Genomic DNA, 25555 nt, shown 5'->3' with positions numbered 1-25555 from the left:
ATGTCTAGTCGACATCCGAACCTATTCGATCGCTCGGTGCGGCCAGAGCGCGGGACGATGTGCGCCGTACCGCCGCCGAGAAAGAACCTGCTGTAGTCGTTTACCCGGCGCGCGCCCTTCGGGCCTGGCAATCTTTTTCATCCTGTATACAATCGCAGATGCCAAACGCAGGATGGGTCGATGATGCTCTCGACGTGAAGCGCTATAAATACGCTGAGAAATTCAAATTCTCTCTAAGCAGATCATCCGGTGTTGGCGTGTTTTGGCTTATTTCGGAAGAAATTGTATACAACAAGGGAGGAGGCGGATGTTCTTGAAGAACGCTTGGTATGTGGCTTGCACCCCGGACGAGATCGCGGACAAGCCGCTCGGCCGGCGGATTTGCAACGAGCGCATGGTCTTCTTCCGTGGGCCAGACGGCGTCGTGTCGGCGCTCGAGGATTTCTGCCCGCATCGCGGCGCGCCGCTCTCGCTCGGTTTCGTCCGCGACGGACAATTGGTGTGCGGCTACCACGGACTGACGGTCGATGTTCACGGCAAGTGCGCGTCGATGCCTTGTCAACGCGTCGGCGGCTTCCCGGTCACGCGCCGGTATCCCGCCGTGGAGCGCTATGGGTTCATTTGGGTCTGGCCGGGGGATGCGGCGCTCGCCGATCCCGAAAAGATCCATCCGCTCGAATGGGCCGACAATCCCGATTGGGCCTATGGCGGCGGCTTGTATCACATAGCGTGCGACTACCGGCTCATGATCGACAACCTGATGGACCTCACGCACGAGACCTACGTCCACGCGTCGAGCATCGGGCAGGCCGAGATCGAAGAGTCGGCTCCGCAGACGAAGATCGAAGGCGATACGGTCGTGACGAGCCGCTTCATGGAGGACATCATGCCGCCGCCGTTTTGGGCGGCGGCGCTGCGCGGCAACGGGCTCGCGGACGACGTGCCCTGCGATCGCTGGCAGATTTGCCGTTTTACGCCGCCGAGTCACGTCATGATCGAGGTCGGCGTCGCCCATGCGGGCCACGGCGGATATCACGCCGATGCGCGGTACAAGGCGTCGAGCATCGTCGTCGATTTCATTACGCCCGAGACCGAGACGTCGATCTGGTATTTCTGGGGCATGGCGCGCAATTTTCGCCCGGACGATGCCGAACTGACGGAGAAGATCCGCGAAGGTCAAGGAAAGATTTTTTCCGAAGACCTTGCCATGCTCGAGGCGCAGCAGCGCAATCTGCTCGACTACCCGCAGCGCAATCTCCTGAAGCTGAACATCGATGCCGGCGGCGTGCAGTCGCGCCGCGTGCTCGACCGGTTGATTTCGCAGGACCAACCGGCGCTCGGCGCCGTTTCGTGAGATCGACCATGCAAGTCAAAATCGCACGCAAATTCGCCGTGGCAACCGATATCTGCGCATTCGAACTCGTACGTCCCGATGGCGCCGAGTTGCCCGCGTTTTCGGCCGGCGCGCACGTCGACGTCATGCTGCGCGATGGGCTCATGCGGCAGTACTCGCTTTGCAACAGCCCCAGCGAATCGCATCGCTATTTGATCGCAGTGCTGCGCGATGCCAACTCGCGCGGCGGATCGATCGCGATGCATGCGCTAGAGGAAGGTGGGTTGCTGGAAATCGGCGAGCCGAAGAATCACTTCGCGCTGCACGCGCAGGCGCGTCACTCGGTGCTGCTGGCGGGCGGTATCGGTGTGACGCCGATCCTATCGATGGCCGAGACACTCGATCGTGAGGGGGCCGCGTTCGAGATGCACTATTGCACGCGCAGCCCGGCACGTACCGCGTTCAGGGAGCGGCTCGCCAGGGCGCGGTTCTCGGAGCGCGTTCACTTATACTTCGATGACGCTGAAGCGGGCGAACGATTGCGGCTAGATCGACTGCTTGCGCAACCTCGCCCGGATACGCACCTTTACGTTTGCGGCCCCGCGGGTTTCATTGCCGCGGCGATGGACGCAGCCAAAGCCGCGGGATGGGACGATGCGAACGTGCATCGCGAGTTTTTCGCAGCGGCGCCCGCTCAAGAAGGCGGTGGTGCATTTCAGGTGACGCTGTCGAGTACCGGCCGGGTAATCGACGTCGCGTCCGATATGACGGTCGTCTCGGCACTCGCGCAGGCCGGTGTCGAGGTGCCGACTTCGTGTGAGCAGGGCGTATGCGGGACGTGCCTGACACGCGTGTTGTCGGGGGAGCCCGATCACCGCGACGTCTATTTGACGGACGAAGAGAAGGCGGCGAACGACCAGTTTTTGCCGTGTTGCTCGCGGTCGAGATCGCCGATGCTCGTGCTGGATCTTTAGCGGCAGCGAAGCGAGCGCGGCGCGCAACGTAAGCAAGAGGTTTGGAATGGAGTCATTCGACGGAACATCGAACGATGCGGCTGTATCGTCCGGTGCGTCGCAAACGGTCAAGGCGCAGCTAGGGTTGCGTGAATTGATTCTCGCCGGCGAGGTGGCGCCGGGCGCGCGTATCACCGAACTGTGGGCCGTGGACCGCCTCGGCATGTCACGTACACCCGTGCGTGCCGCACTGATGCGGTTGCAGGACGAAGGCTTGCTCGACGCGGTGCCTTCGGGCGGCTATTGCGTCCGGTCGTTCAGCAGCGCCGAAATCTTCGATGCGATCGAGGTGCGCGGCACGTTGGAAGGGCTGGCCGCGCGGCTCGCGGCCGAGCGCGGAGTCGCGCGGCCGTGCATGGCCGAATTGAACGAATGCGCCGATGAAATCGACGCACTGCTCGCTTCGCCGAAGATGGCGGAGGGAAAGTTCTCCCGCTATGTCGAGATCAACGAGCGGTTTCATCGCTTGCTGGCATCAGCCTGCAACAGTAGCGTGGTCGAACGTCAGCTCGCCAAGGCGATGGCGCTGCCCTTCGCCTCGCCGAGCGGATTCGTCGAGGTGCAGTCGGTCGCGCACGACGCTTATCAAGTGCTCGTCGTGGCGCAGGCGCAGCATCGAGCGGTGCTCGACGCAATCGAGCGTAGAGAGGGGGCACGCGCCGAAGCGTTGATGCGCGAGCATTCAAGGATTGCGCAACGCAACCTCGAAAATGCGTTGAAGAGCCAAGCGACCCGTTCGCGCCTATTCGGCGCCAAGCTCATCCGGGAAGATGAGACTGCGCGTTGACAGGCTTTTTAACCCCTGTCGCAACGCAAATGAGGCATCCGGATCTCGCGCTGGTTTCGGTCCCAAAGCGTCGCGCGCGGCGACACGCACCGCTAGGCTGCGGCGGCCGACCCGGCGTGGTGCTCGGCGAGCTTGCGCTGCAACTCGGGATATAACCGCGAAACCGCTTCCTCGCCCGCGAGGATGGCCGCGTTGCGTTGACCGAAGTCGGCGCCGCTCATGGCGGCGAGGTTGGGGCGGATGACGAAGTCGGCGTACTTTTCGAGTTCGTAGGTCTTGATCGTCTGGCCCATGATCGTGAAGGTCTGCAGCAATACGTCGAACGAGTTTTGCGTCAGCGCCGTTTCGGGGTTGGCCGAAATGTCGACCGCGATGACGAAGTCGGCGCCCATGCGGCGCGCGAACGAGGCGGGCACCGGGCTCACGAGCCCGCCGTCGACATATTCGCGTCCCCCGATTTTCACGGGCTCGAAGATCGACGGGACGCTGCACGACGCTCGCACGGCAATGCCCGTATCGCCGCGCTGAAACAGAATCGGCTGGCCGCTGCGCAGATCGGTGGCGACGATGCCGAGCGGCTTGGCCATCTTTTCGATGGGCCGATTATGCAAGGTGGTGTCGACGTAGTTCTGCAGGGCCACGCCTTGCAGAAAGCCGCGCGTGCGAAACGGCATCGCCCAATCGCTGATCGAGGCCTGGTCCATCGTCAGCGCCAGCTTGTTGATTTGCAGGCCGCTCATGCCCGAGGCGTAGAGCGCGCCGACGACCGAGCCGGCGCTCGTGCCGCAGACGAGATCGATCTGCAGCCCGCGTGCTTCGAGCGCCTTGATCACGCCGATGTGGGCGAACCCGCGCGCGGCGCCGCCGCCCAGCGCGAGGCCGATGCGAAGCGGCTTGGGCGGCAACGCCGGCGGCCGGACTTCCGCGCTCGAATCATTGGACTTGGTGAAGGGCGAGGCGCAGGCGGAAAGCAAAGCCGAGGCGCAGGCGAGCGTGAACCCGCGGCGGGCGAGGCGGGGGGAAGACGATTTCAACGCAATCTCCAGCCGCGCGCCTTTTGCGGCGCGCATCGATCGCCGGACGCGGACGTACGACACGCCGGCACGCCGGCCAAGTGGCGGCGCGCGCACATCATACGGCAAAGCGAGTGAGATCGGCTGCGCAGCCGTCTCCTTAAGACTAGTAGCAAGCCACTACGAGCAGCATGCGCGGGCGAGCGGCGCATTCGGATGCGGGGCGCAAGCGCGGCGGGGCGGGGCTCGCTCGGGCGGCATGATGCGCCGCGACGCTATAATCGCTGTTTACTCTCCGTTCGCGCGACGGTGCGCCGCTTTGGCCGGCGCGCGCGCCCTCGCACCATCGACGCTACCTATGACGACCGTCCGCACCCGTTTCGCTCCGAGCCCGACAGGCTTCATTCACCTGGGCAACATCCGTTCCGCGCTTTATCCGTGGGCCTTCGCGCGCAAGATGAAAGGCACGTTCATCTTGCGGATCGAGGATACCGACCTCGAGCGTTCGACATCCGAATCGGTCGATGCGATTCTCGAAGGCATGGCGTGGCTGGGGCTGAACTTCGACGAAGGGCCCTTCTATCAAATGCAGCGGATGGACCGCTATCGCGAGGTCGTCGCGCAGATGCTCGATCAGGGGCTCGCGTATCGCTGCTACATGTCCATGGAAGAACTCGAAGCGCTGCGCGAGCGGCAGCGTGTCGCCGGCGAAAAGCCGCGCTATGACGGCACGTGGCGCCCGGAGCCGGGCAAGACATTGCCGACGCCGCCCGCCGGAGTCGAGCCCGTGATTCGCTTCAAGAATCCCTTGACGGGCGTGGTCGCGTGGGACGATGCCGTCAAAGGCCGCGTCGAAATCTCGAACGACGAACTCGACGATCTCGTCATCGCTCGGCCGGACGGTACGCCTACGTACAATTTCTGTGTCGTCGTGGACGATCTCGACATGCGCATCACGCACGTGATTCGCGGCGACGATCACGTCAACAATACGCCGCGGCAGATCAACATCCTGCGCGCGCTCGGCGGCGAGACGCCCGTCTATGCGCATTTGCCGACCGTGCTGAACGAAGCCGGCGAAAAGATGAGCAAGCGGCACGGCGCGATGAGCGTGATGGGCTACCGCGATGCCGGCTATTTGCCCGAAGCGGTGCTCAATTATTTGGCGCGCCTTGGCTGGTCGCATGGCGATGCGGAGATCTTTTCGCGCGAGCAGTTCATCGAGTGGTTCGATCTCGAGCACTTGGGCAAGTCGCCCGCGCAGTACGATCACAACAAGCTCAACTGGCTCAACAACCACTACATCAAGGAAGCCGACAATGCGCGGCTCGCGGAACTGGCCAAGCCGTTTCTCCTCGAGCTCGGCATCGATGATGCCGCGCTCGCGAGCGGGGCGGATCTCGCCGCGGTTGTTGCGCTGATGAAGGACCGCGCCACGACGGTGAAAGAGATCGCCGACAACGCGGCGATGTTCTATCGCACGCCGGCTCCAGAAGCCGACGCGCTCGCGCAGCATGTGACCGATGCGGTTCGGCCGGCGCTGGCGGAACTCGCGACTGCGCTGCGCGGTTGCGAGTGGACGAAGGAGGGCGTCTCGGCCGCGCTGAAGGCCACCCTTGCGGCACACAAGCTGAAGATGCCTCAGCTGGCCATGCCGGTGCGTTTGTTCGTGGCGGGCACCACGCATACGCCGTCGATCGACGCCGTGCTCGTGCTCTTCGGGCGCGAGCGCGTCGTGAGCCGAATCGAGGCGGGCCTCGCGGCTTGAGGATTGAATGGCTCGGCCCCGAGTTCGTCTTAAGGACTTGAAGAAAAATCGTCGAAGGGTATTTACAAGTCGGAAAGGGGCCTATACAATCTCATTTCTGTTCTGCAAGGGGGTATAGCTCAGCTGGGAGAGCGCTTGCATGGCATGCAAGAGGTCAGCGGTTCGATCCCGCTTACCTCCACCAAATATCGCAGACAGACCCAAAGAAAAGCTCCGGTTTCCGGGGCTTTTTCTTTTTCTACGGTCCACTGAAGTTCGCGTCGCTCTAGTCCTTTGCGTGTGGTCTGTGCGACGGTCGAACGTCTCCCCTTTTGGCTCCTCTCCCGCCCCTCCGGGCTTCCGCGCTTCGACATCTATCCGTCGTCAATGCAGCTTGACGGTCGGCCGATTATGGCTTTGCAGCCAGTCGCCGAGCGATTGAAGCAGGGTGCGCTTCGTGCCATGCAGGCCGAACAGATGCTTCCTATAGAGAAACTTGTACAACCCGATCGCCACTAGACCGTCGACGATCAGGGACCGCGCACGGCTGCCGAAATCGATCTGGTAGACCGCGCCGGCTTGCCCGAAGGAGACGACCGTGCCGGCGTCGTGGAACTTGAAAGCGGAAACATCCTTGCCGGACAAACGCCGGGCGAATGCACGCCCGAGATAGAGCGCCTGTTGATGTGCGACTTGTGCTCGCGGGGGCAAGATGCCGCGTCCTTCCAGCCGGCAGGCCGCGCAATCGCCGAATGCGTAGATGTGCGGATCGTCTGGCGTTTGCAGCGTGTCGGTCACGATGACTTGGTTCGACCGATTGAGGGCGATGTCGCCGATCTGCTTCAACATCGCGGGCCCCGCGACGCCCGCGGCCCAAATCGTCATGTCGGCGGACAAGCGATCTCCCGTCGCCGTCATGATCGCATCGTGGGTGACTTCCGATATGCGAACGCCGGTCGACACCTCGATGTTCATCCGTCGAAGTTGCGCAAGCGCCTGATCGGAGACGCGCTCGTGCAGCGCGGGGAGGATGCGCGGCGCGCCCTCGATCAAGCGGATGCACACGTCTCGCTCCGCGATCAATGACCTGAAGCGGTACTTCGTCAAAGGGGCCACCGCTTGCCGGAGCGCGGCGGCCAATTCCACGCCGGTGGCGCCGGCGCCGATCACGTTGATGAAGATGCGTTGCACGGGCAGCGTAGGGTTCGCTTGCGCCTGGTGGTCGGCCTTCATGCAGGCGGCCAGAAACTTGCGGCGAAAATCTTCGGCTTGCCCCAGGTTTTCGAGCGGCAGGGCATGCTCCGCGGCGCCGGGCACATTGAAGAAATTCGTCACGCTGCCCACTGCGAGCACGAGCTCGTCGTACGGCAGCTCGCGTTCGGGCAGAACGGGCGCGCCGTCGCCGTCGAGCACGGCCCCTAGGGTCACGACGCGGCGCGTTCGATCGACGCGCTGCAGCTCGCCCTGTACGAAGCGAAAGCCATACAGCCTCGCTTGCGCGGCGTATTCGATCGTGTGGGACGCCGGATCGCGATGACCGGACGCGGCCTCGTGCAAGAGCGGCTTCCAGAAATGCGTCGGATAGCGGTCGACGAGCACGATGTCTGCAAGGCCGCGCCGTCCGACCGTGTCGGCAAGGCGCGTCGCCAGGTGCAGGCCGCCCGCGCCGCCGCCGACGATCACGATGGAAGGGATGCGCGCGGCGCGATCCGTCGCACTAATACGCTGGTTCTTGGCCATGAGAGGGCTCCCTGATTGACATGGATGACAGCGTTCGAGATCCAACGATATAGTTCGCCACATGCAAGGACAATTTAATGTTTATAGGCGACTCATATGTATTCGCTAATAGGTAAGGCGGCGACGTTTCGGCAGTTGAGGGCGTTGGACATGGTGGTGCGGCTGGGCAGCGTATCGCGGGCGGCCGAAGAGCTAAGCCTGACTCAGCCTGCCGTTTCGCTGCAGATCAGGCTGCTCGAGGAGGCCGTCGGCGCCGCCCTGCTTCAGCGTGTCGGGCGAGGGGTGCAGCCAACCGCGGCGGGCGAGATCGTCGGCCGCTACGCGCGCGAGATTCTGCATCTATGGAGTGAGGCGGGCGATGAAGTGGCGGCGCTCACCGGCGAGCTTGGCGGGACGCTGCGCATCGGCGCGATCACGACCGCGGAATATTTGATCCCGCCGCTTCTCGTCAAGTTCACGGCCACGCGTCCTCACGTCAAGACCTATTTCAAGGTCGGCAATCGGGAGGAAATCATCCGGATGCTGGCGGCCCACGAGATCGATTTGGCTGTGATGGGGAGCGCGCCCAAGGAGTTGCGCACGCATGCGGTCGAGTTTGCGAAGCATCCCATGGTGTTCGTTGCCGCGCCCGGTCATCCGCTGATGCGGCGAAAGCGGATCGGCTTGAAGGATCTAGAGGCCGCTCACTTGCTCGTGCGCGAACGCGGCGCGGGCACGAGATCGACCGTGGAGAACCTGTTCAAGGCATCGGGCCACAAGTTTCACATCGGTTCGGAATTGTCGAGCAACGAGGCGATCAAGCAAATGGCCGAGGCCGGACTTGGCGTTGCATTCTTATCGCTGCATGCGTGCGCGCTGGAATTGCGAGCGGGGCTGCTCGCACAGTTGCCGTTTCCGGGCAACCCGATCGAACGCGAATGGTATGTCATCACGCTCGCCGATAGACGCATCTCCCAGGTGACGGCGTTGTTCCGAGACTTCCTCATCAAGCAGGGCGCGCCCGTGATGGACGGCGTGATATCGAAGGGGCACGAGCGTGCGCGAAAATAGCGAAGCGTATTCGCCAAACGCGCGGGCGGCGCGCGCGGACGCTGCTGCTACCGGCGGAACATATCGAGGCATGCGTTCATCGGCCAATTCAATCCGCTTCAGTCCTCTTCAATCCGCTTCGAGCCCGGCAAGCAGGTCGTCGACCGCTTGATAAACGCGCGCCACGACATCGGCGCCGACTTCACGCTCGAGCGCGGCGTAGCGCGATTCCAGATCCTTGGTCAGCGCGCGGACCAGTGACACGCTCGTCGTCGTCAGCGACACCAAAACGCGCCGCTGGTCTTCGGCGAACCGCTCCTTCGTTACGAGATCGAGCGACTCCATGCGGGCAAGGACGCCGGCCATGCTGGGGCTCGAGATCGTGCATAGATCCGACAACTGCCTAGGCTCCATGGGCCCGCGTTCATGAAGCGCGCGAATCACGCGCCATTGCTGCTCGGTCAGCCCATGCGCGGTGAGGAGCGGCCGGAACCGCTCCATGATCTTCTCGCGCGCCCGCAGCAAGAGCATGGGCAGATTGCGATGGGGCGCGGTTTGCTTGTTCTCGGCATCCATGAAAGGGGTGACGCATCACAAAGGGCGGATAGGGAAAACCCACGGCCGGCCCGTTCACGCTTGACGGGCGGCGATATCGATGCGAATAATACTAACATGTTAGTGAACGTAGGAAGGATGGTTCCTCGATGTTTGCGACAATCGACCATGTGCTTCACCTGGCCGGGGAGCCGCTTGCCCGCGATGTCGACGCGCGCACGGCGAAAGGCCTTTTGGCGGGTGGAGCGCAGTGCCGGCCTCCCGTCGGCGGCGCCGTTTACGGCACGTTGCTGAACGATCGGGCCGCGCTCGACGCGCTGGGCGATGCAGTCAACGCAGCGCCGTACCGAGCGCCGCCGAAGGCGCCTGTGCTCTACGTCAAGCCGCGCAACACGTTGGCGGGTCATGGCGCACGCGTCGCCGTGCCGAGCGGTGCGCAAGGCGTGCGGATCGGCGGATCGCTCGGAATCGTCATCGGGCGCACCGCCACGCATGTAAGCGTCGAGCGGGCGCTGGAGTATGTCGCGGGCTACACCATCGTGGCCGATCTGTGCGTGCCGCACGACAGCGTGTATCGGCCGTCGGTCCGTTTTCATGCGCGTGACGGGTTCTGCGTCATCGGGCCTACGATCGTCGCGCGCACCCTCGTGCTCGATCCGGATGCATTGCCGATCTCTATCGGCATAGAAGGAAAGACCACGTTTGCCGCATCCACCGCGACACCGATCAGGCGCGTCGCACGCCTCATCTCGGACGTCACCGAATTCATGACGTTTTCACCGGGTGACATCCTCACGTTGGGAGCGCCGCACGGCGTGCCTATCGCGCAGGCCGGCGATCGTGTTTGCGTGGCAATCGGAGGTTGGCCGTCGCTACAATTTTCCATGACGGCCGATGAAATGGCGGAGCGTGAAAGATGATGCGAGGCCGTGTCGCCTTCTCAGGCGCGATTCACGAGGCGTACCCGCACGAACGGGGCGTTCGGCTTGCCGACGGCCGCATTTGCGGCGAAGGCGAAGTCGTGTGGCTGGCGCCGATCGAGCCGGGCACGATCTTCGCCCTCGGCTTGAACTACGCCGAGCACGCCAAGGAATTGCAGTTCACGAGCCAGGACGAGCCGCTGGTTTTCTTGAAAGGACCCGGGACGGTCATAGGGCATCGCGGCGCGACGCGACGCCCGTCCGGCGTCTCGTTCATGCACTACGAGTGCGAACTTGCCGTGGTCATCGGCAGGGCGGCCAGGCACGTTCGGCGTGAGGACGCCATGCAGTACGTGGCGGGCTTTACGATCGCCAACGATTATGCGATCCGCGATTACCTCGAGAACTACTATCGGCCCAATCTTCGAGTGAAGAACCGCGACGGCGCGACGGTACTGGGCCCTTGGTTCGTCGACGCGGCGGATATCGCCGATGTCTCCAACCTCCAATTGCGCACCTACGTCAACGGAACGCTTCGGCAGCAAGGCAATACGAGAGACATGGTGACCGATATTCCGGCGTTGATCGAATACTTGAGCGGGTTCATGTCGCTCGCCCCCGGCGACGTCATTTTGACGGGCACGCCCGACGGCGTGATCAACGTCGAGGCGGGGGACGAGGTCGTGTGCGAAATCGACGGACTCGGCCGCCTCGTCAACACGCTGGCGTCCGACGCGCAATTCAACCGCAATTGAGATCCGAGACCCGCGATGCGAATCGAACACCTCATCAACGGCAGGGCGGTTGCCGCCAGCCGTTACTTCGAAACGGTCAATCCGGCAACGCAAGACGTGCTCGCGGAAGTGGCGAGCGGCGCCGCCGAGCATGTCGACGCGGCCGTACGCGCCGCGAAGGAGGCGTTTCCCGCCTGGGCGGCGAAGCCGGCCGCGGAGCGCGCGAAGCTCGTGCGAAAGCTCGGGGACTTGATCACGCAGCACGTGCCTGAGCTCTCCGAGCTTGAGACCCAGGATACCGGACAGACGATTTCGCAGACACGCAAGCAACTGATCCCGCGCGCGGCCGACAACTTCGCTTACTTCGCGGAAATGTGCACGCGTGTCGATGGACACACGTATCCGACCGATTCTCATCTGAACTACACGCTGTTTCATCCGGTGGGCGTATGCGCGCTGATATCGCCGTGGAACGTGCCGTTCATGACGGCCACCTGGAAAGTGGCGCCATGCCTGGCCTTCGGCAATACGGCCGTGCTCAAGATGAGCGAGTTGTCGCCGCTCACGGCATCGAAGCTGGGCCATCTCGCGCTCGAAGCCGGCATTCCGGCGGGCGTGCTCAACATCGTCCACGGATTCGGCAAGGACGCGGGCGAGCCGCTCGTCGCCCATCCGGACGTGCGCGCCGTTTCGTTCACGGGCTCGACGGTGACGGGCAACCGCATCGTGCAGGCTGCGGGTTTGAAGAAATTTTCAATGGAGCTGGGGGGAAAATCCCCGTTCATCGTTTTCGAAGATGCCGACTTCGAGCGTGCGCTCGACGCCGCCGTGTTCATGATCTTCTCGAACAACGGCGAACGCTGCACGGCAGGCTCGCGCATTCTTGTCCAGAAGTCGATCTATCGAGCCTTCGCCGATCGATTCATCGAGCGCGCGAAGCGGCTCGTCGTCGGCGACCCGCTCGACGAGGGCACGATCGTCGGGCCGATGATCAGTCAGGGCCATCTTGCCAAGGTTCGCGGCTATATCGAACTCGGGCCGAAGGAAGGGGCCACGCTCGCGTGCGGCGGATTGGACCGCCCACAGTTGCCCGATGGGCTGAGCAAGGGTAATTTCGTTGCACCGACCGTATTCGTCGATGTCGATAACCGCATGCGCATCGCGCAGGAAGAGATCTTCGGACCCGTGGCATGCTTGATTCCGTTCGACGACGAAGCCGATGCGATCCGTCAGGCCAACGATATTGCTTACGGCTTGTCGAGCTACGTGTGGACGGAGAACGTCGGACGCGCCCATCGCGTGGCGGCCGCGGTCGAGGCGGGCATGTGCTTCGTAAACAGCCAGAACGTGAGAGATTTGCGCCAGCCATTCGGCGGAACTAAAGCGTCCGGTGTCGGCCGGGAGGGCGGCGCCTGGAGCTACGAAGTATTCCTCGAGCCCAAGAACGTATGCGTGTCTCTGGGTTCTCACACGATTGCGCGCTGGGGCGCGTAAGCGAAGCCCTCATGTTGCCCCCGCGCATCGCAGGCCCTGGAGACTGGAAGTGGGAAAGCTCGCTTTAGCCGCGAAAGTGACGCACGTGCCGTCGCTGTACCTGTCCGAATTGGATGGTCCGCACAAAGGATGCCGTCAGGCCGCGATCGACGGCCACCATGAAATCAGCCGCCGCTGCCGCGCGCTCGGGGTCGATACCATCGTGGTGTTCGACGTGCATTGGCTCGTCAACAGTGAATATCACATCAATTGCGCGCCGAAGTTCGAGGGGATTTACACGAGCAACGAACTGCCGCACTTCATTCACAACATGCACTACGCCTATCCGGGCAACGCGCCGCTCGGGCAGCTCATCGCCGACGTGGCGAACGAAATGGGGGTGAAGACGCGCGCTCACAGCGACACGTCGCTCGAGCTCGAGTACGGCACGCTCGTGCCGATGCGGTACATGAACGCCGATCGGCACTTCAAGACCGTGTCGATCGCGGCATGGTGCATGTGGCACGATCTGCCCGCTAGCGCTCGGTTCGGACTGGCGGTGCGCAAGGCGATCGAGGAGCGCTACGACGGGACCGTCGCGATTCTCGCAAGCGGCTCGCTCAGCCATCGGTTCGCGAGCAACGGCATGGCCGACCAGTTCATGCATAAGGTTTGGGATCCGTTTCTCGAGCAAGTCGATCATCGCGTGGTCGAGCTGTGGGAGCAGGGTGACTGGAAGGCCTTTTGCGGCATGCTGCCGCTCTATAGCGAGAAATGCTGGGGCGAGGGGGGCATGCATGACACGGCGATGCTGCTCGGCGCGCTAGGCTGGGATCGCTACGAAGGGAAAGCCGAGATCGTCACGCCTTATTTCGGCAGCTCCGGCACGGGCCAGCTCAACGCCATCCTTCCCGTCAGGCCGCTGCCGTTCTGACAGACACTTGGACATAAAGGAAATCCGCGATGCCGCACCTCACGCTCGAATACAGCAGTAATCTGGCCGACGAAGCGAGTATTGCGCAGCTCTGTCGCGAGCTCGCTTGCACCCTCGCGGCCCAGCGCGATAACGACCAGCCGGTTTTCCCATTGGGCGGAATCCGCGTGCGCGCGCTGCGTTGCGACCACTACTGCATCGCCGACGGCCGGGCGCCTGACGCTGCATTCCTGCACGGGAACCTAAAAATCGCGGCGGGCCGATCGGACGCCGTGAAGCGGGCGACGGGCGATGCGATTTTTGAGGTCGTAAAGACGTACTTCGCCGCTCAATTCGAACGCCACGGCCTGGCCCTCTCGCTGGAAATCAACGAGTTCAGCGACGCGGGCGCGTGGAAACACAACAATCTTCATGCGCGGCTGAAGTCATGCTAGATCCGACGACCATCCGCGAGCTGGCAGCCAAGCTCGACCATGCTGAAAAGACGCGTGCGCAGCTGCGGCATTTCTCCGCCGCGTATCCCTCGATGACGATCGAGGACGGGTACGCCGTTCAGCGCGAATGGGTGAAGATGAAGCTGGCCGAGGGACACGTCATCAAGGGCCGCAAGATCGGCCTCACGTCGCGCGCTATGCAACGCGCGTCGCAGATTTCCGAGCCGGATTACGCGCCGTTGCTCGACAGCATGTTCATCGAGTGCGGCCAGGACGTTCCGGCCAATCGCTTCATCGCACCGCGCGTCGAGGTCGAGCTGGCGTTCGTCTTGAACAAACCGCTCGAGGGCCCCGGCATAACGTTGTTCGATGTGCTCGACGCCACGGCTTACGTCACGCCTGCCGTGGAAATCATCGATGCACGCATCGAGCAGTTCGATCGCGAGACCCGAGCGCCGCGCAAGGTAGTCGACACGATCTCGGATTTCGCGGCCAATGCCGGGATTGTCCTGGGCGGCCGGCCCGTGCGCCCGATGGACGTCGATCTCAGATGGGTCGGTGCGCTGCTCTACAAGAATGGTGCGGTGGAGGAGAGCGGGCTGGCGGCGGCCGTGCTCAATCATCCGGCGAACGGAGTGGCCTGGCTTGCGAACAAAATCGCGCCGTACGGCGAGCGCCTCGATCAGGGCGACGTCATTCTGAGCGGCTCCTTCACGAGCCCCATTTCGGCATCCGCCGGCGATACCTTCCATGCAGATTACGGGCCGCTTGGCGGCATCGCATTCAAGTTCGTCTAGAGCGCGCCGCGCTCGCTGGCGTAATCATTCGCGATCGTTAATCCTCACGATAAAAAACTTTAACTTTTCCTAATGGATCGGCTCGCGCAGTATGGCCGCAAGAGATGACGCGTAGCCGGATCGATTTCAGGCGCCGCCAGACCGTGGCGGCGGTCCAGCAGGACGACTGAACGATGCGCTTGCGGTGCCGCACCTTCGGCGGCCCCTGTCCAACGGCTACCCAACGACCCACGCACCTCGTCTTTATCGATCGATACGGAAGCTCAAGGCCCGTATCGAGTTCGACCGATTTCGTGACTTCACCATAGGGAACGGCATATGAAGATTTGCGTTTACGGCGCTGGGGCGATCGGCGCATACATGGGCGGCAGGCTCGCGCAGGCGGGCGCCGACGTCAGTTTCATCGCGCGCGGGCCGCATCTGGCCGCGATGCAAGCGCGAGGCGTGACGTTGCTGACCGACGAAGGATCGGCGCGCATCGACGTACGCTGCACATCGGACGCGCGCGAACTCGGGCCGCAGGACTACGTCATCGTTGCGCTGAAGGCGCATTCGGTGCCTGGCGTGGTCGAGGCGATGCAGCCGCTCATCGGGCCCGATACCGCCGTGGTCACGGCCGTGAACGGCATACCGTACTGGTACTTTTATCGACACGGCGGCGCGTTCGCGGGCACGCGGCTCGAGAGCGTCGATCCCGGCGGCAAGCAATGGGAACGCCTCGGCCCCGAACGCGCGATCGGCTGCGTCTTGTACCCTGCCGCCGAGATCGTGGAACCTGGCGTGGTGCGCCACGTCTATGGCAAGAAATTTCCGATCGGCGAGCCCAGCGGCGAACAGACGACGCGAATCGTCAAGTTGCAGGAAGCGATGACGGCGGCAGGGTTCGACGCGCCCATTCGAGAAGATATTCGCGACGAAATATGGCTCAAGCTGTGGGGCAATCTCTGCTTCAATCCCATCAGCGCGCTGACCCACGCGACGCTCGACGTCATCACGAGCAATCCGGCCACGCGCGCCGTATCCCGCGCCATGATGCTCGAGGCGAAGGCGATCGCCGATCGGTTCGGCGTGCATTTTCGAGTGGACGTCGAGCGGCGGATCGACGGGGCCGGCGCCGTCGGGGCGCATAAGACCTCGATGCTGCAGGATCTCGAGCAGGGCCGGCCGATGGAGATCGATCCATTGCTGACGGTCGTCCAAGAGATGGGGCGGCTGGTGGGGCAGGCCACGCCGATCGTCGATGCCGTGCTGGCCCTCGTCAAGCTGCGCGAACAGACGGCGCAGCGAGACCGCGCCGAGATGGCCGCGCGCGTCGCCGCGGCGGAACATGCGCGAGAGGCCGTGGGCGCGGCCTAGGTCCACACTACCCGGCGCACGCGCGCCGGCGCTTGGCGCAGGGGCGCTCACCGGGCGCCCCCCATCGACGTCGCTTCTTCTTGTTCTTCTTGCCGTGCTGCCTCGTCTCGCGCGGCGCTTCCTTCTATGCACCGTCCCTTCGCCGTCCCGCCATCGGGGCGGCGATTGCTTTTGCGTGCAATCGTCTGGGGTATGGCGACGTGCTCCTTCGCGGTACCATGTGAGATGTGTGTCGTCGATGCAACGTTGGGTGCGTTGTTCGTGAAATATCACATACCAAATATTGACGATTACCGCATCGCAGCATTACCATGGGCTTGTCTGGTCGCTGTGACCGCCTTCTCGTGGAGTTTTCAAAATGGATCTCTCTTCTTTGACACTGCTCTCCCTCGCGGAAGTTGGCCTTGGCGCTGCCGCGACCTACCTGATAGCGCAATGGCTGCCCGAGTCGGTCATCGACCTCGCCGCGCAGCATGGTCGCTACGTGGGCCTGGGCGAGCGCGCCCAGGAAGCCAAGCCGGCTGCCCCGCATCGCGGCCGGACCCAGCACGAGGCTTTGAATGTCGTCAGAACTGCTCACTCCTAAACAGGCGTCCGCGCCCGTCACGCTTTCGCTGAAGTCGATCGGCGCGAACGTCAGTTTGCGCGATCAGGCCTACGCCATGTTGCGCAAGGCCATCGCCGATGCCGACATCTACGCGACGCGCGAGCCCGTGCGCCTGGACGAGCGCATGCTCAGCGAAACGTTGGGTGTGAGTCGTACGCCGATCCGCGAGGCAATGACCTTGCTGGAGCAGGAGGGCTTCTTGCGCACGGTGCCGCGGCGCGGCATTTATATCGTGCGCAAGAGCCGCCGCGAGATCGTGGAGATGATCCAAATGTGGGCCGCGCTCGAAAGCATGGCCGCGCGGCTGGCGACGCAGCATGCGAGCGACGCGGAGATCTCCGGGTTGCGGCGCATGTTCGACAACTTTCGCGATACGACGCCCGCCGAGCACATCGCCGAGTATTCGGATGCGAACATCGCCTTTCATCAGGCGATCGTCGAACTGTCGAAGTCGCAAATCATCCTCGATACGATCAAGAATATTTTCGTGCACGTGCGCGCCATCCGCCGGATGACGATCTCGCAAAGCGACCGCGCGGCGCGCTCGATCGTGGATCATCTGCGCATTATCGAAGCCCTCGAAAAGCGCGACACCGAGCTGGCGGAGCGGCTCGTGCGTCAGCATTCGCTCGACCTTGCGGCGTACGTCGACGCGCATTGCGATTTTCTCGACTGAAGAAGGCGGCCAGGCCGCCTAGCCGCCAAGCCGTCTAGTCCTTAGGCAGGCGTGGCCGGTTTCGCGGTCAATGCGCCGACACGCGTGATCTGCTCGAGTTGCGCGGCTCCCTCCTCGATCAAGAAACGCTTGAATGCCTCGGCGACGGGCGGCAAGCGCTTGTTCTTGCGATGCACGACGTACCAGTTGAGCATGACGGGAAAACGCTCGACGTCGAGCACGACGAGATGACCGACCTGCAGTTCGAGGCTGATCGTATGCGCTGAAAGGAAGGCGATGCCCATACCGGCGATGACGGCCTGCTTGATCGTCTCCGTGCTCTTGATTTCCATCGCGATCTTCAGGTTGTCCAATCGGCCGCCGAGCCCTTCCTGCATCGAATTCCAGGTATCCGAGCCTCGCTCGCGCACGATGAACGGCTCGTTCGCCAACTGCTCCATGCTGATGAAGCGTTTGCGCGCGAGCGGATGCGTCGGCGCCGCTACGATCACGTAGGGATGCGGCGCAAACGGCTCGTTGACGACGTCCATGTTGGCCGGGGGACGCACCATGACGGCGAGGTCGGTTTGATTGGTCGATAGCTGATGCAGCAGCTCTTCGCGGTTGTGAACGGCGAGATTGAACGTCACGCCCGAATAGCGGCGCGTGAATTCGACGAGCAGGCGCGGGAAGAAATAGTCGCCGGCGCTGATGACCGCGACATTGAGCGTGCCGCCCGAAATGCCCTTGAGCTGGCTCATGGCCTCGTCCTCCTGCTCGAATTGCTGGAGGATCGTGCGGCTGAATTGGAGCATTTCGGTACCGGCGGGCGTCAGATAGATCTTCTTGCCCAACTGCTCGAACAGCGGGAGCCCAGCGTGGTCCTCGAGCTGAGCGACCTGGGTCGACACGGCCGGCTGCGTCAAATGCAGTTCTTCGGCCGCGCGCGAAAAGCTCAAGAGACGGGCGACCGTTTCGAATACCTTCAACTGCCGAAGCGTTGCGTTTCTGATCGTCATCGCCGGTGCCGGTGCATAAGCAAAACTAGATCGTCATCCTAACAAAGTTCAGCTTTTCCTAACTTAGCAATGACCCTATGCAGACGAGAGGCAGGCAGCGGCGTCCGCCGGCCGCGGTGCTCGCAGAGGGCGGTCCATAAGGAAACGTGAATCCAGACGGTAATAAAGTTTGATTATCGGTAATCGACCTAAAACCCTACGATGCTTGTATGCAATCCGGTAGATCCGATCGAGCAGGCGATGGCCCCCTAGCTCGCGTGCTGATTCGCGCGTTGCGTCGCGCTTTGCGTCGTCAGTCGTTCGTCTACGGATTGGCCTCTCTCGATTCGCGCCGCTCATCGGTCGCCATGTTCGGCTTGGACTTCGATTCGCCGACATGACCCGACCGAGTGCGCTAGTCGCACAGCCTTTCGCTTTCGATAACGAGATATGGAGACGAAGCACATGGACGGAACCGCACTACAACCCCAGGCGTTTTGGAAGAACCGGTGGAGCCAGCTCGTCATCGGCATGCTCTGCATGGCCCTCGTCGCCAACCTCCAATATGCCTGGACCCTATTCGTGGGCCCGATCCATTCCAAGCATGGTTGGAACCGCGCTGAGATCCAGTTGGCGTTCTCCATCTTCGTCATTACCGAAACATGGCTCGTACCGATCGAAGGCTATCTCGTCGACCGCTTCGGACCGAGACCGGTCGTGGCGGCGGGAGCGCTATTCGCCGGCGCCGCCTGGGTGATGGACTCGTTCGCGTCGTCGCTGCCGGTGCTCTACGCGGCAGCGGTCGTTGCGGGCATCGGCGCCGGGTGCGTCTACGGCACCTGTGTCGGCAATGCGCTGAAGCTGTTCCCCGACCGCCGAGGCCTCGCGGCCGGCCTTACGGCAGCGGGGTTCGGCGCGGGTGCGGCCGTGACCGTCGTGCCGATCGCCAATATGATCTTGCGCTCCGGCTACGAGCACACGTTCTTCTTCTTCGGGATCGTGCAGGGCGCTTCGATCCTCGTGCTAGCGCTGCTGCTCGGCAAACCTGTCCTGCGCGGCGCCGTTGCGCCCAAGCGCAAGCTCGCCGTCACGAAGATCGACTACACGGCTAAACAGATGACCCGAACGCCGGTGTTTTGGATGATCTACGTATCGTTCGTGGCGGTGGCCGCAGGCGGCTTGATGGCGACCGCCCAAATCGGCCCGATCGCTAAGGATCTCGGCTTGGCGCGTATCCCGATGACGGCTTTGGGCGTGACGTTGCCGCTGCTGACGATGACACTGTCGATCGATAATCTGTGCAATGGTCTTACCCGGCCGCTGTGCGGGTTCCTTTCCGACCGGATTGGACGCGAAAACACGATGTTCATCGTCTTCGTCGGGGAAGGGCTCGCCCTGCTGGGTCTGATGCAATACGGTCAGAACCCCTATGCGTTCATGACGTTTGCCGCGCTGATCTTCTTGTGCTGGGGGGAAATCTTCTCGATCTTCCCGGCGATTTGCGCCGATACCTTCGGCAGCAAGTTCGCGGCCGGCAATGCGGGGCTGCTTTATACCGCCAAGGGCACGGCCTCGCTGCTCGTGCCGCTTGCCTCGATATTGGCCTCGGCAGGCGGCTGGAATGCCGTCTTCCTCGTGGCCGCCGGCATCACCATCACGGCGGGTATCAGCGCGAAGTTCGTGCTGGCCCCGATGCGCGCGCGTTGGCTCGAGGCGCAGGGGAAGGATGAACAAGCGTATGTCGCTGCCCCGCGCCCGTCGACGCTGACCCACTGATCCGTTCGCGCGCCCGCTCGTCACTCGGGCGGGCGCCTACTGTTTTGCGATGATTCGACGCTTGTCGTAGAGAAAAGCGGCGACCCCTTCAAATCGCCGCCGATCGGGCGGGCTCGAAGACAAAGAGATAGACAAATAAAACGCCGCGGCGAAAGCACGCGGCGATTTGGGTTCGATTAGGACTACTAATGATAAACCGGCCGCGAAGGCCGGTTGATCATCCGCTTTATGCCCCTGCCAGCATGGGGAGGGTGAAGTCGACGGGCGAATGCGCCTCGCGCGCGCGCACCTGAAGCAGGGAAGGGCGATTCGTCTCGATGGCCGCTGCGTCGCAGACGGGAAGCGGTTCGGGCCGCAGCGCGTTCTTCCTCTCGAGGATCGCTTGGCTGAGGAATTCCGGCGAGTACGCGGCGAGCAGGTGTGGGTGATGCGCTTGGACATAGGCGACGATCCGCGCGCCTTCGTCCTCGATGCCGGCGAGCGACGCAAGCGTGCGGGCATCCCACCGGAAGCGCAGCCCGAGTTCGGCGAACGCCATGTTGTAGGCGCACACGTGCGCGTCCAGTTCGGTTGTGTCGATGGATGTTGCGTTCATTGCCTCCTCCTTGATTCGGGCGATCGATGGTGGTGCTAAGCATAGAACGATCATGAATAAATGATAGTTAAAGTTTTATTTGAAAAGCATAAGTAAAACTGGATGATGAACCCGTCGGTAGCGCGCGGCTGCGTCGGCTGATGATTGCGCGGCCGACTTGGAAAACCACGGGCGAATGTTCCTTGGAAGTTTGTGGTATGTGATATATCGTATAAAGCATGGATATCACGGAGGGGACATGTCGACAAATAGAGCAAGCGCGAGCGACGAAGCGCCCGCGGCTTTGGCCTTGGCGCCGCTGGATCCGTCGGCGTCGCTGCGCGACCGGGCGTATGCGAGCCTGAAGCAGGCGATCGCCGAGACGGACATCTATCGCAGCCGAGAAGCGATCCGGCTCGACGAAAAGGAAGTGGCCGAGGCGCTTGGCGTGAGCCGCACGCCGGTGCGCGAGGCGATGACGCTGCTGGAGCAGCAGGGGTTCTTGCGGACGGTGCCGCGCCGCGGCGTCTACATCCAGCGCAAGACGAAGCGCGAGATCGTCGAGATGGTGCACATGTGGGCGGCGCTCGAAAGCATGGCTGCGCGACTGGCCACGCTGAGGGCGTCCGACGAGCAGCTGGCCGGCTTGCGGCGCTTGTTCGACGCGTTCTGCGAGGCTGCGCCGGCCGACCATGTCGATGCGTACTCGGAGGCCAACCTCGCGTTCCACCAATCCCTCGTCGACCTATCCGGCTCGCAAATTCTCATCGAAACGGTCAGGAACATTTTCGTGCACGTACGCGCCATCAGGCGCACGACGATCACGCGCAGCGACCGGGCGTCTCGCTCCATCGACGAACACATGCGGATCATCGAAGCGCTCGAAGCGCGCGACACGGAGCGCGCGGAGCGGCTCGTGCGCCAGCACTCGCTCGATTTGGCCGCGTTCGTCGAGGCGCACTGCGATTTTCTCGACTAGCGCAGCAAAGCGGCCTGCAAAACCGCTTGCGTAAACACAGTATGTGGCATATGGTATATCACAGACCGAACCAAACGGGCTCAAGGAGGCAAGACATGGCAGAAGTCGTGGGGCAGATCGACGTGGAAACGATGCCCGAAACGGAAGCACCGGCGATGACCGACGGTTTTCACTTGGTCATCGACGCATTCAAGCTGAACGGGATCGAGACGATCTACGGTCTACCGGGCATCCCCGTGACCGACTTGGCCCGGCTTGCGCAAGCGCGCGGCATGCGCGTCATCAGTTTTCGTCATGAGCAGAACGCGGGCAATGCCGCCGCGATCGCGGGCTACCTCACCCAGAAGCCGGGCCTGTGCCTCACGGTGTCGGCGCCCGGGTTTCTCAACGGCCTCACGGCGCTCGCCAACGCGACGACGAACTGCTTCCCGATGATCCTCGTGAGCGGCTCGAGCGAGCGCGAAATCGTCGATCTGCAGCAGGGCGACTACGAGGAGATGGATCAGCTCAACATTGCACGGCCGCACGCCAAAGCCGCTTTTCGCGTGCTGCATGCCGAGGACATCGGGATCGGTGTTGCGCGGGCGATTCGCGCCGCCGTCTCGGGACGCCCGGGCGGCGTCTACCTCGATCTGCCCGCCAAGCTGCTCGCCCAGACCATGACGGCCGAGGCAGGGCGTCGTTCGCTGGTGCGCGTCGTGGATGCGGCGCCGCGGCAGTTGCCGTCGCCCCAATCGGTCGAACGCGCGCTCGCCGTGCTCAAAAGCGCCAAGCGCCCGTTGATTTTGCTCGGCAAAGGCGCTGCCTATTCGCAGTCCGATGCGGCCATTCGAGCGCTCGTCGAGCGCTCCGGCATTCCCTACCTGCCGATGTCGATGGCCAAGGGACTGTTGCCGGACGACCACCCGCAGTCGGCATCGGCCGCGCGCTCCTTCGTGCTTGCGGAATCGGACGTCGTCATGCTGATCGGCGCACGTTTGAACTGGCTGCTCTCGCACGGCAAGGGCAAGACGTGGGGGGCGCCGAAGCAGTTCATCCAGATCGACATTTCGCCGACGGAAATCGACAGCAACGTCGCGATCGCCGCGCCGGTGATCGGCGATATCGGTTCGTGCGTCGCGGCGCTGCTCGATGGGATCGACGCGTCGTTTCCGAAGCCGGGCGCGGCATGGCTCGATGCCGTCAACGAGCGCAAGAACAAGAACCTGGAAAAAATGGCGGCGACGCTGGCGAAAGACCCCACGCCGATGAATTTCCACAGCGCGCTCCGCGTTTTGCGCGACGTCGTGAAAGCCAACCCGAGCGTCACCGTCGTCAACGAGGGCGCCAATACGCTCGACTTCGCGCGCAGCATCATCGACATGTACGAGCCACGCAAGCGGCTGGACTGCGGGACGTGGGGAATCATGGGTATCGGCATGGGCTTCGCGATCGGCGCGGCCGTCGAGACAGGCAAGCAAGTCATCGCGATCGAAGGCGATAGCGCGTTCGGCTTCAGCGGCATGGAAGTCGAAACGATCTGCCGCTATCGCCTGCCCGTGTGCATCGTCGTGTTCAACAACAACGGCGTGTATCGGGGCACGGACCAGAACCCGTCCGGCGGCTCGGACGTCGCGCCGACCGTATTCGTCAAAGGCGCGCGCTACGACAAGCTGATCGAAGCGTTCGGCGGAAGGGGCTATCACGCGAGCACGCCGGCCGAACTCGAACGCGCGCTGCGCGAGGCGATTGCGCTGGGCGAGCCGGTTCTCATCAACGCCGTGATCGACGAAGCGGCCGGCACGGAAAGCGGACGGTTGACCAATCTCAATCCGCAAAGCGCCGCCCATAAGAAGTGACCCCCTTATCAGGAACTAGGAGAACGAACGTGAGCCTCCCGTTAAACGGTATCAAGATCATCGATTTCACCCATGTGCAGGCAGGGCCGGCGTGCACGCAAATGCTTGCCTGGTTCGGCGCGGATGTCATCAAGGTCGAGCGCCCGGGCGCCGGCGACGTGACCCGCTCGCAACTGCGCGACATCCCCGGGGTCGACGCGTTGTACTTCACCATGCTCAACAGCAACAAGCGCTCGCTGACCCTCGACACGAAGAAGGACGAAGGCAAGGCGGTGCTCGAGCGGCTCATCCGCGAGTCGGACGTGCTCGTCGAAAACTTCGGCCCGGGTGCGCTCGATAGGATGGGATTTTCTTGGGAGCGCATCAACGAGCTCAACCCGAAAATGATCGTCGCATCGGTCAAGGGCTTTTCGGACGGCCATCACTACTCGGATCTCAAGGTGTACGAGAACGTCGCGCAGTGCGCCGGCGGGGCGGCGTCGACCACGGGCTTCTGGGACGGCCCGCCGACGGTCAGCGCCGCCGCGCTCGGCGACAGCAACACGGGCATGCATCTCGCGATCGGGATCCTTACGGCGATCATCGGCCGCCAGCAAACGGGCAAAGGTCAAAAAGTGGCGGTCGCCATGCAGGACGCGGTGTTGAACTTGTGCCGCGTGAAAATGCGCGATCAACAGCGGCTCGAGCGCGTGGGCTACCTCGAAGAGTATCCGCAGTATCCGCACGGGACGTTCACCGACGTGGTGCCGCGCGGCGGCAATGCGGGCGGCGGCGGCCAACCGGGCTGGGTGCTCAAATGTAAGGGCTGGGAGACCGATCCCAACGCCTACATCTACTTCACGGTGCAAGGGCATGCCTGGGCCCCGATCTGCCGCGCCCTCGGCCGCCCGGAGTGGATCGACGACCCCGACTACAACACGCCCGAAGCACGCCAGCCGCACATCTTCGACATCTTCGCGAAGATCGAGGAATGGCTCGCGGACAAGACGAAATTCGAAGCCGTCGACATCCTGCGCAAGTTCGACATTCCCTGCTCGCCGGTGCTCAGCATGAAGGAACTCGCGAACGACGAATCGCTGCGCAAGTCGGGGTCGATCGTGGAAGTGCCGCACAAGGAACGCGGCACGTACCTGACGATCGGCAGCCCGATCAAGTTTTCGGACTTGAAGCCCGAGATCAAGACGTCGCCGCTTCTGGGCGAACATACCGAGGAAGTGCTTCTCGGCCTTGGCTACACGAAAGACCAGATCCGCGAAATGCGAGAGGTCGGCGCGGTGTAGGTGCTACGCTGCGGTGCGGGCGGTCGGCGGCGCCGGGCTCGCACCGCCCACGCACTTCGCCCACGGAAAGGAGAAGAAGTTCATGCAAACGACGGTCGATTTGACGCAGCTCGTATCGGTGATCGGGGACGCAGTCGTGGTATGCGATTCGGCCGGGGTCATCACGCTTTGGAACGGCGCGGCCGAACGTATGTTCGGCTTTACCGAAGACGAAGCGCTCGGCAAGTCGCTTGACTTGATCATTCCTCAGCGCCTGCAGGCACGGCATTGGGACGGCTATCGAACGACCATGGAAACCGGGCACACGCGCTACGGCAGCGACGTGCTGAAGGTGCCCGCGGTCCATAAGAGCGGCGCTGCGCTGTCGATCGCGTTCACGGTAGCGTTGCTGCGCGACGCGAACGGGGCGGTGAGCGGCATCGCCGCCGTGATCCGCGACGAAACCGCAAGGTTTCAGGAGGATCGCGAGCTGCGCAAACGACTGGCCGCGGCCGAAGCACGCGCGGGCGCATAGGAGACAGCTCGGGCGGTGGAATCCTTGAATGCTTGAATGCGGCACCCGTCTGCGCTCTCGAGCGCTGGCGGTGACGCCAATGAGGAGAGATGGCGATGCACGTGGAAATGCTGGGGCGCTTCCGGCTGGAACTGTCGGCGATGCAACTGATCGAGAACGGCGGATGGACCGCCTACGCCGCGGTGCGCGATGCGCACGCCGACGAGCCGCGAGAGACGGTGAGCGTCCTTCCGTATCAGCGTGTGGTGGGCGACGCCGTATTCGCAAGCGAGGCCGCGGCGCTCGCGGCCGCGCGTCGCGTAGCCATGGCGTTGGCCTCGTCGGCCGATATGGCGGGCTGAGTCGGGCGAAAGCATCGATGTAACGGCAATAGCAGTTCGAGAATAATTAGAAGTACTAAATAAATAATGTGACTGAAATCGACGGCGCTCGCCGGCGCTTCGCGCCGGCAGCCGTTGCCGAGCGAGAC

General features: G+C 63.0%; 25 protein-coding genes and 1 tRNA gene. 21 read left to right on the top strand and 5 right to left on the bottom strand.

Annotated elements, in window-relative coordinates:
• The first annotated feature begins 307 nt into the window (after positions 1-307).
• From ACTHNR_RS24050 to ACTHNR_RS24040, 3 genes are read left to right on the top strand one after another with little or no spacing between them, the layout of a single operon-like run.
• On the top strand, positions 308-1354 hold the full coding sequence (locus tag ACTHNR_RS24050) for an aromatic ring-hydroxylating dioxygenase subunit alpha (RefSeq protein WP_440550870.1): 1047 nt from the start codon (positions 308-310) through the stop codon (positions 1352-1354).
• A gap of 8 nt (positions 1355-1362) precedes the next feature.
• Entirely contained in the window at positions 1363-2307 is a 945-nt protein-coding gene (locus tag ACTHNR_RS24045) for a PDR/VanB family oxidoreductase (RefSeq protein ID WP_440550868.1), read from the top strand.
• A gap of 46 nt (positions 2308-2353) precedes the next feature.
• Positions 2354-3133, top strand: a complete 780-nt coding sequence (locus ACTHNR_RS24040; RefSeq protein ID WP_440550866.1) for a GntR family transcriptional regulator — start codon at positions 2354-2356, stop codon at positions 3131-3133.
• 92 nt (positions 3134-3225) lie between these two features.
• Here ACTHNR_RS24040 and ACTHNR_RS24035 read toward each other — a convergent pair whose 3' ends face one another.
• Positions 3226-4203 (bottom strand): patatin-like phospholipase family protein, encoded by a 978-nt coding sequence (locus ACTHNR_RS24035; protein ID WP_440550864.1) that lies wholly within the window; start codon positions 4201-4203, stop codon positions 3226-3228.
• A 301-nt stretch (positions 4204-4504) separates the two neighbouring features.
• Here ACTHNR_RS24035 and gltX point away from each other — a divergent pair, with 301 nt between their 5' ends.
• The gene (gene gltX, locus ACTHNR_RS24030) at positions 4505-5914 is read left to right on the top strand and encodes a glutamate--tRNA ligase (protein WP_440550862.1); all 1410 of its coding nucleotides are present in this window, start codon (positions 4505-4507) and stop codon (positions 5912-5914) included.
• A gap of 108 nt (positions 5915-6022) precedes the next feature.
• Positions 6023-6098 (top strand) — tRNA-Ala (locus ACTHNR_RS24025).
• A gap of 179 nt (positions 6099-6277) precedes the next feature.
• Here the strand turns inward: ACTHNR_RS24025 and ACTHNR_RS24020 are convergent.
• Complete coding sequence (locus tag ACTHNR_RS24020; protein ID WP_440550860.1) at positions 6278-7633, bottom strand: NAD(P)/FAD-dependent oxidoreductase; 1356 nt, start codon at positions 7631-7633, stop codon at positions 6278-6280.
• A 96-nt stretch (positions 7634-7729) separates the two neighbouring features.
• Between ACTHNR_RS24020 and ACTHNR_RS24015 the strand changes: the two genes are divergently transcribed.
• Complete coding sequence (locus ACTHNR_RS24015; RefSeq protein WP_440550858.1) at positions 7730-8683, top strand: LysR family transcriptional regulator; 954 nt, start codon at positions 7730-7732, stop codon at positions 8681-8683.
• Between the two features lie 108 nt (positions 8684-8791).
• Here ACTHNR_RS24015 and hpaR read toward each other — a convergent pair whose 3' ends face one another.
• Positions 8792-9193, bottom strand: a complete 402-nt coding sequence (gene hpaR, locus ACTHNR_RS24010; protein WP_440550873.1) for a homoprotocatechuate degradation operon regulator HpaR — start codon at positions 9191-9193, stop codon at positions 8792-8794.
• Between the two features lie 173 nt (positions 9194-9366).
• Here hpaR and ACTHNR_RS24005 point away from each other — a divergent pair, with 173 nt between their 5' ends.
• The 9 genes from ACTHNR_RS24005 (at position 9367) to ACTHNR_RS23965 (ending at position 17148) form a co-directional block, all read left to right on the top strand.
• On the top strand, positions 9367-10137 hold the full coding sequence (locus ACTHNR_RS24005) for a fumarylacetoacetate hydrolase family protein (protein WP_440550856.1): 771 nt from the start codon (positions 9367-9369) through the stop codon (positions 10135-10137).
• Positions 10134-10892, top strand: a complete 759-nt coding sequence (locus tag ACTHNR_RS24000) for a fumarylacetoacetate hydrolase family protein (RefSeq protein WP_440550854.1) — start codon at positions 10134-10136, stop codon at positions 10890-10892. Before ACTHNR_RS24005 ends, ACTHNR_RS24000 begins: the two co-directional genes overlap by 4 nt.
• Before the next feature lie 15 nt (positions 10893-10907).
• On the top strand, positions 10908-12365 hold the full coding sequence (gene hpaE, locus ACTHNR_RS23995; protein WP_440550852.1) for a 5-carboxymethyl-2-hydroxymuconate semialdehyde dehydrogenase: 1458 nt from the start codon (positions 10908-10910) through the stop codon (positions 12363-12365).
• Between the two features lie 49 nt (positions 12366-12414).
• A complete protein-coding gene (gene hpaD, locus ACTHNR_RS23990; RefSeq protein WP_440550850.1) occupies positions 12415-13278 on the top strand; it encodes a 3,4-dihydroxyphenylacetate 2,3-dioxygenase in 864 nt (287 codons plus the stop codon).
• 29 nt (positions 13279-13307) lie between these two features.
• Entirely contained in the window at positions 13308-13712 is a 405-nt protein-coding gene (locus ACTHNR_RS23985) for a 5-carboxymethyl-2-hydroxymuconate Delta-isomerase (protein WP_440550849.1), read from the top strand.
• A complete protein-coding gene (gene hpaH / locus ACTHNR_RS23980; protein ID WP_440550847.1) occupies positions 13706-14509 on the top strand; it encodes a 2-oxo-hept-4-ene-1,7-dioate hydratase in 804 nt (267 codons plus the stop codon). Before ACTHNR_RS23985 ends, hpaH begins: the two co-directional genes overlap by 7 nt.
• 318 nt (positions 14510-14827) lie before the next feature.
• On the top strand, positions 14828-15865 hold the full coding sequence (locus ACTHNR_RS23975) for a 2-dehydropantoate 2-reductase (RefSeq protein WP_440550845.1): 1038 nt from the start codon (positions 14828-14830) through the stop codon (positions 15863-15865).
• A 358-nt stretch (positions 15866-16223) separates the two neighbouring features.
• The gene (locus ACTHNR_RS23970; protein WP_440550844.1) at positions 16224-16451 is read left to right on the top strand and encodes a hypothetical protein; all 228 of its coding nucleotides are present in this window, start codon (positions 16224-16226) and stop codon (positions 16449-16451) included.
• A complete protein-coding gene (locus tag ACTHNR_RS23965; RefSeq protein WP_440550842.1) occupies positions 16426-17148 on the top strand; it encodes a GntR family transcriptional regulator in 723 nt (240 codons plus the stop codon). The genes ACTHNR_RS23970 and ACTHNR_RS23965 overlap by 26 nt, the downstream gene beginning before the upstream one ends.
• A gap of 41 nt (positions 17149-17189) precedes the next feature.
• Here the strand turns inward: ACTHNR_RS23965 and ACTHNR_RS23960 are convergent, their stop codons facing one another.
• Positions 17190-18146 (bottom strand): LysR family transcriptional regulator, encoded by a 957-nt coding sequence (locus ACTHNR_RS23960; protein ID WP_440550840.1) that lies wholly within the window; start codon positions 18144-18146, stop codon positions 17190-17192.
• A 444-nt stretch (positions 18147-18590) separates the two neighbouring features.
• Between ACTHNR_RS23960 and oxlT the strand changes: the two genes are divergently transcribed.
• Positions 18591-19901, top strand: coding sequence for an oxalate/formate MFS antiporter (gene oxlT, locus ACTHNR_RS23955; protein WP_440550839.1), 1311 nt, complete (start codon positions 18591-18593; stop codon positions 19899-19901).
• 226 nt (positions 19902-20127) lie between these two features.
• Here oxlT and ACTHNR_RS23950 read toward each other — a convergent pair whose 3' ends face one another.
• A complete protein-coding gene (locus tag ACTHNR_RS23950) occupies positions 20128-20496 on the bottom strand; it encodes a hypothetical protein (RefSeq protein WP_440550837.1) in 369 nt (122 codons plus the stop codon).
• A gap of 238 nt (positions 20497-20734) precedes the next feature.
• Between ACTHNR_RS23950 and ACTHNR_RS23945 the strand changes: the two genes are divergently transcribed.
• The 5 genes from ACTHNR_RS23945 (at position 20735) to ACTHNR_RS23925 (ending at position 25427) form a co-directional block, all read left to right on the top strand.
• A complete protein-coding gene (locus ACTHNR_RS23945; protein WP_440550836.1) occupies positions 20735-21454 on the top strand; it encodes a GntR family transcriptional regulator in 720 nt (239 codons plus the stop codon).
• A 95-nt stretch (positions 21455-21549) separates the two neighbouring features.
• Positions 21550-23292: an oxalyl-CoA decarboxylase gene (gene oxc, locus ACTHNR_RS23940; protein WP_440550835.1), complete on the top strand. Its 1743-nt coding sequence runs from the start codon at positions 21550-21552 to the stop codon at positions 23290-23292.
• 29 nt (positions 23293-23321) lie between these two features.
• On the top strand, positions 23322-24572 hold the full coding sequence (frc, locus tag ACTHNR_RS23935) for a formyl-CoA transferase (protein WP_440550833.1): 1251 nt from the start codon (positions 23322-23324) through the stop codon (positions 24570-24572).
• A gap of 82 nt (positions 24573-24654) precedes the next feature.
• The gene (locus ACTHNR_RS23930) at positions 24655-25086 is read left to right on the top strand and encodes a PAS domain-containing protein (protein WP_440550832.1); all 432 of its coding nucleotides are present in this window, start codon (positions 24655-24657) and stop codon (positions 25084-25086) included.
• A gap of 95 nt (positions 25087-25181) precedes the next feature.
• Entirely contained in the window at positions 25182-25427 is a 246-nt protein-coding gene (locus ACTHNR_RS23925; protein ID WP_440550830.1) for a hypothetical protein, read from the top strand.
• Positions 25428-25555 lie beyond the last annotated feature (128 nt).

The organism is Trinickia sp. (assembly GCF_051954495.1).
Classification (GTDB): Bacteria; Pseudomonadota; Gammaproteobacteria; order Burkholderiales; family Burkholderiaceae; genus Trinickia.
This window is presented reverse-complemented; position numbering and strand designations above follow the sequence as displayed.

Coding starts and splice junctions, on each gene's coding strand:
- hpaR (WP_440550873.1), bottom strand. CDS start 9,193: ATGCTCTTGCTGCGGGCGCGCGAGAAGATCATGGAGCGGTTCCGGCCG.
- hpaH (WP_440550847.1), top strand. CDS start 13,706: ATGCTAGATCCGACGACCATCCGCGAGCTGGCAGCCAAGCTCGACCAT.
- ACTHNR_RS23950 (WP_440550837.1), bottom strand. CDS start 20,496: ATGAACGCAACATCCATCGACACAACCGAACTGGACGCGCACGTGTGC.
- oxlT (WP_440550839.1), top strand. CDS start 18,591: ATGGACGGAACCGCACTACAACCCCAGGCGTTTTGGAAGAACCGGTGG.
- gltX (WP_440550862.1), top strand. CDS start 4,505: ATGACGACCGTCCGCACCCGTTTCGCTCCGAGCCCGACAGGCTTCATT.
- ACTHNR_RS24040 (WP_440550866.1), top strand. CDS start 2,354: ATGGAGTCATTCGACGGAACATCGAACGATGCGGCTGTATCGTCCGGT.
- ACTHNR_RS23965 (WP_440550842.1), top strand. CDS start 16,426: ATGTCGTCAGAACTGCTCACTCCTAAACAGGCGTCCGCGCCCGTCACG.
- ACTHNR_RS24005 (WP_440550856.1), top strand. CDS start 9,367: ATGTTTGCGACAATCGACCATGTGCTTCACCTGGCCGGGGAGCCGCTT.
- ACTHNR_RS24045 (WP_440550868.1), top strand. CDS start 1,363: ATGCAAGTCAAAATCGCACGCAAATTCGCCGTGGCAACCGATATCTGC.
- oxc (WP_440550835.1), top strand. CDS start 21,550: ATGGCAGAAGTCGTGGGGCAGATCGACGTGGAAACGATGCCCGAAACG.
- ACTHNR_RS24035 (WP_440550864.1), bottom strand. CDS start 4,203: ATGCGCGCCGCAAAAGGCGCGCGGCTGGAGATTGCGTTGAAATCGTCT.
- ACTHNR_RS24020 (WP_440550860.1), bottom strand. CDS start 7,633: ATGGCCAAGAACCAGCGTATTAGTGCGACGGATCGCGCCGCGCGCATC.
- ACTHNR_RS23930 (WP_440550832.1), top strand. CDS start 24,655: ATGCAAACGACGGTCGATTTGACGCAGCTCGTATCGGTGATCGGGGAC.
- ACTHNR_RS23945 (WP_440550836.1), top strand. CDS start 20,735: ATGTCGACAAATAGAGCAAGCGCGAGCGACGAAGCGCCCGCGGCTTTG.
- ACTHNR_RS24000 (WP_440550854.1), top strand. CDS start 10,134: ATGATGCGAGGCCGTGTCGCCTTCTCAGGCGCGATTCACGAGGCGTAC.
- ACTHNR_RS23970 (WP_440550844.1), top strand. CDS start 16,224: ATGGATCTCTCTTCTTTGACACTGCTCTCCCTCGCGGAAGTTGGCCTT.
- ACTHNR_RS24015 (WP_440550858.1), top strand. CDS start 7,730: ATGTATTCGCTAATAGGTAAGGCGGCGACGTTTCGGCAGTTGAGGGCG.
- ACTHNR_RS23985 (WP_440550849.1), top strand. CDS start 13,308: ATGCCGCACCTCACGCTCGAATACAGCAGTAATCTGGCCGACGAAGCG.
- ACTHNR_RS23975 (WP_440550845.1), top strand. CDS start 14,828: ATGAAGATTTGCGTTTACGGCGCTGGGGCGATCGGCGCATACATGGGC.
- hpaE (WP_440550852.1), top strand. CDS start 10,908: ATGCGAATCGAACACCTCATCAACGGCAGGGCGGTTGCCGCCAGCCGT.
- ACTHNR_RS24050 (WP_440550870.1), top strand. CDS start 308: ATGTTCTTGAAGAACGCTTGGTATGTGGCTTGCACCCCGGACGAGATC.
- ACTHNR_RS23925 (WP_440550830.1), top strand. CDS start 25,182: ATGCACGTGGAAATGCTGGGGCGCTTCCGGCTGGAACTGTCGGCGATG.
- ACTHNR_RS23960 (WP_440550840.1), bottom strand. CDS start 18,146: ATGACGATCAGAAACGCAACGCTTCGGCAGTTGAAGGTATTCGAAACG.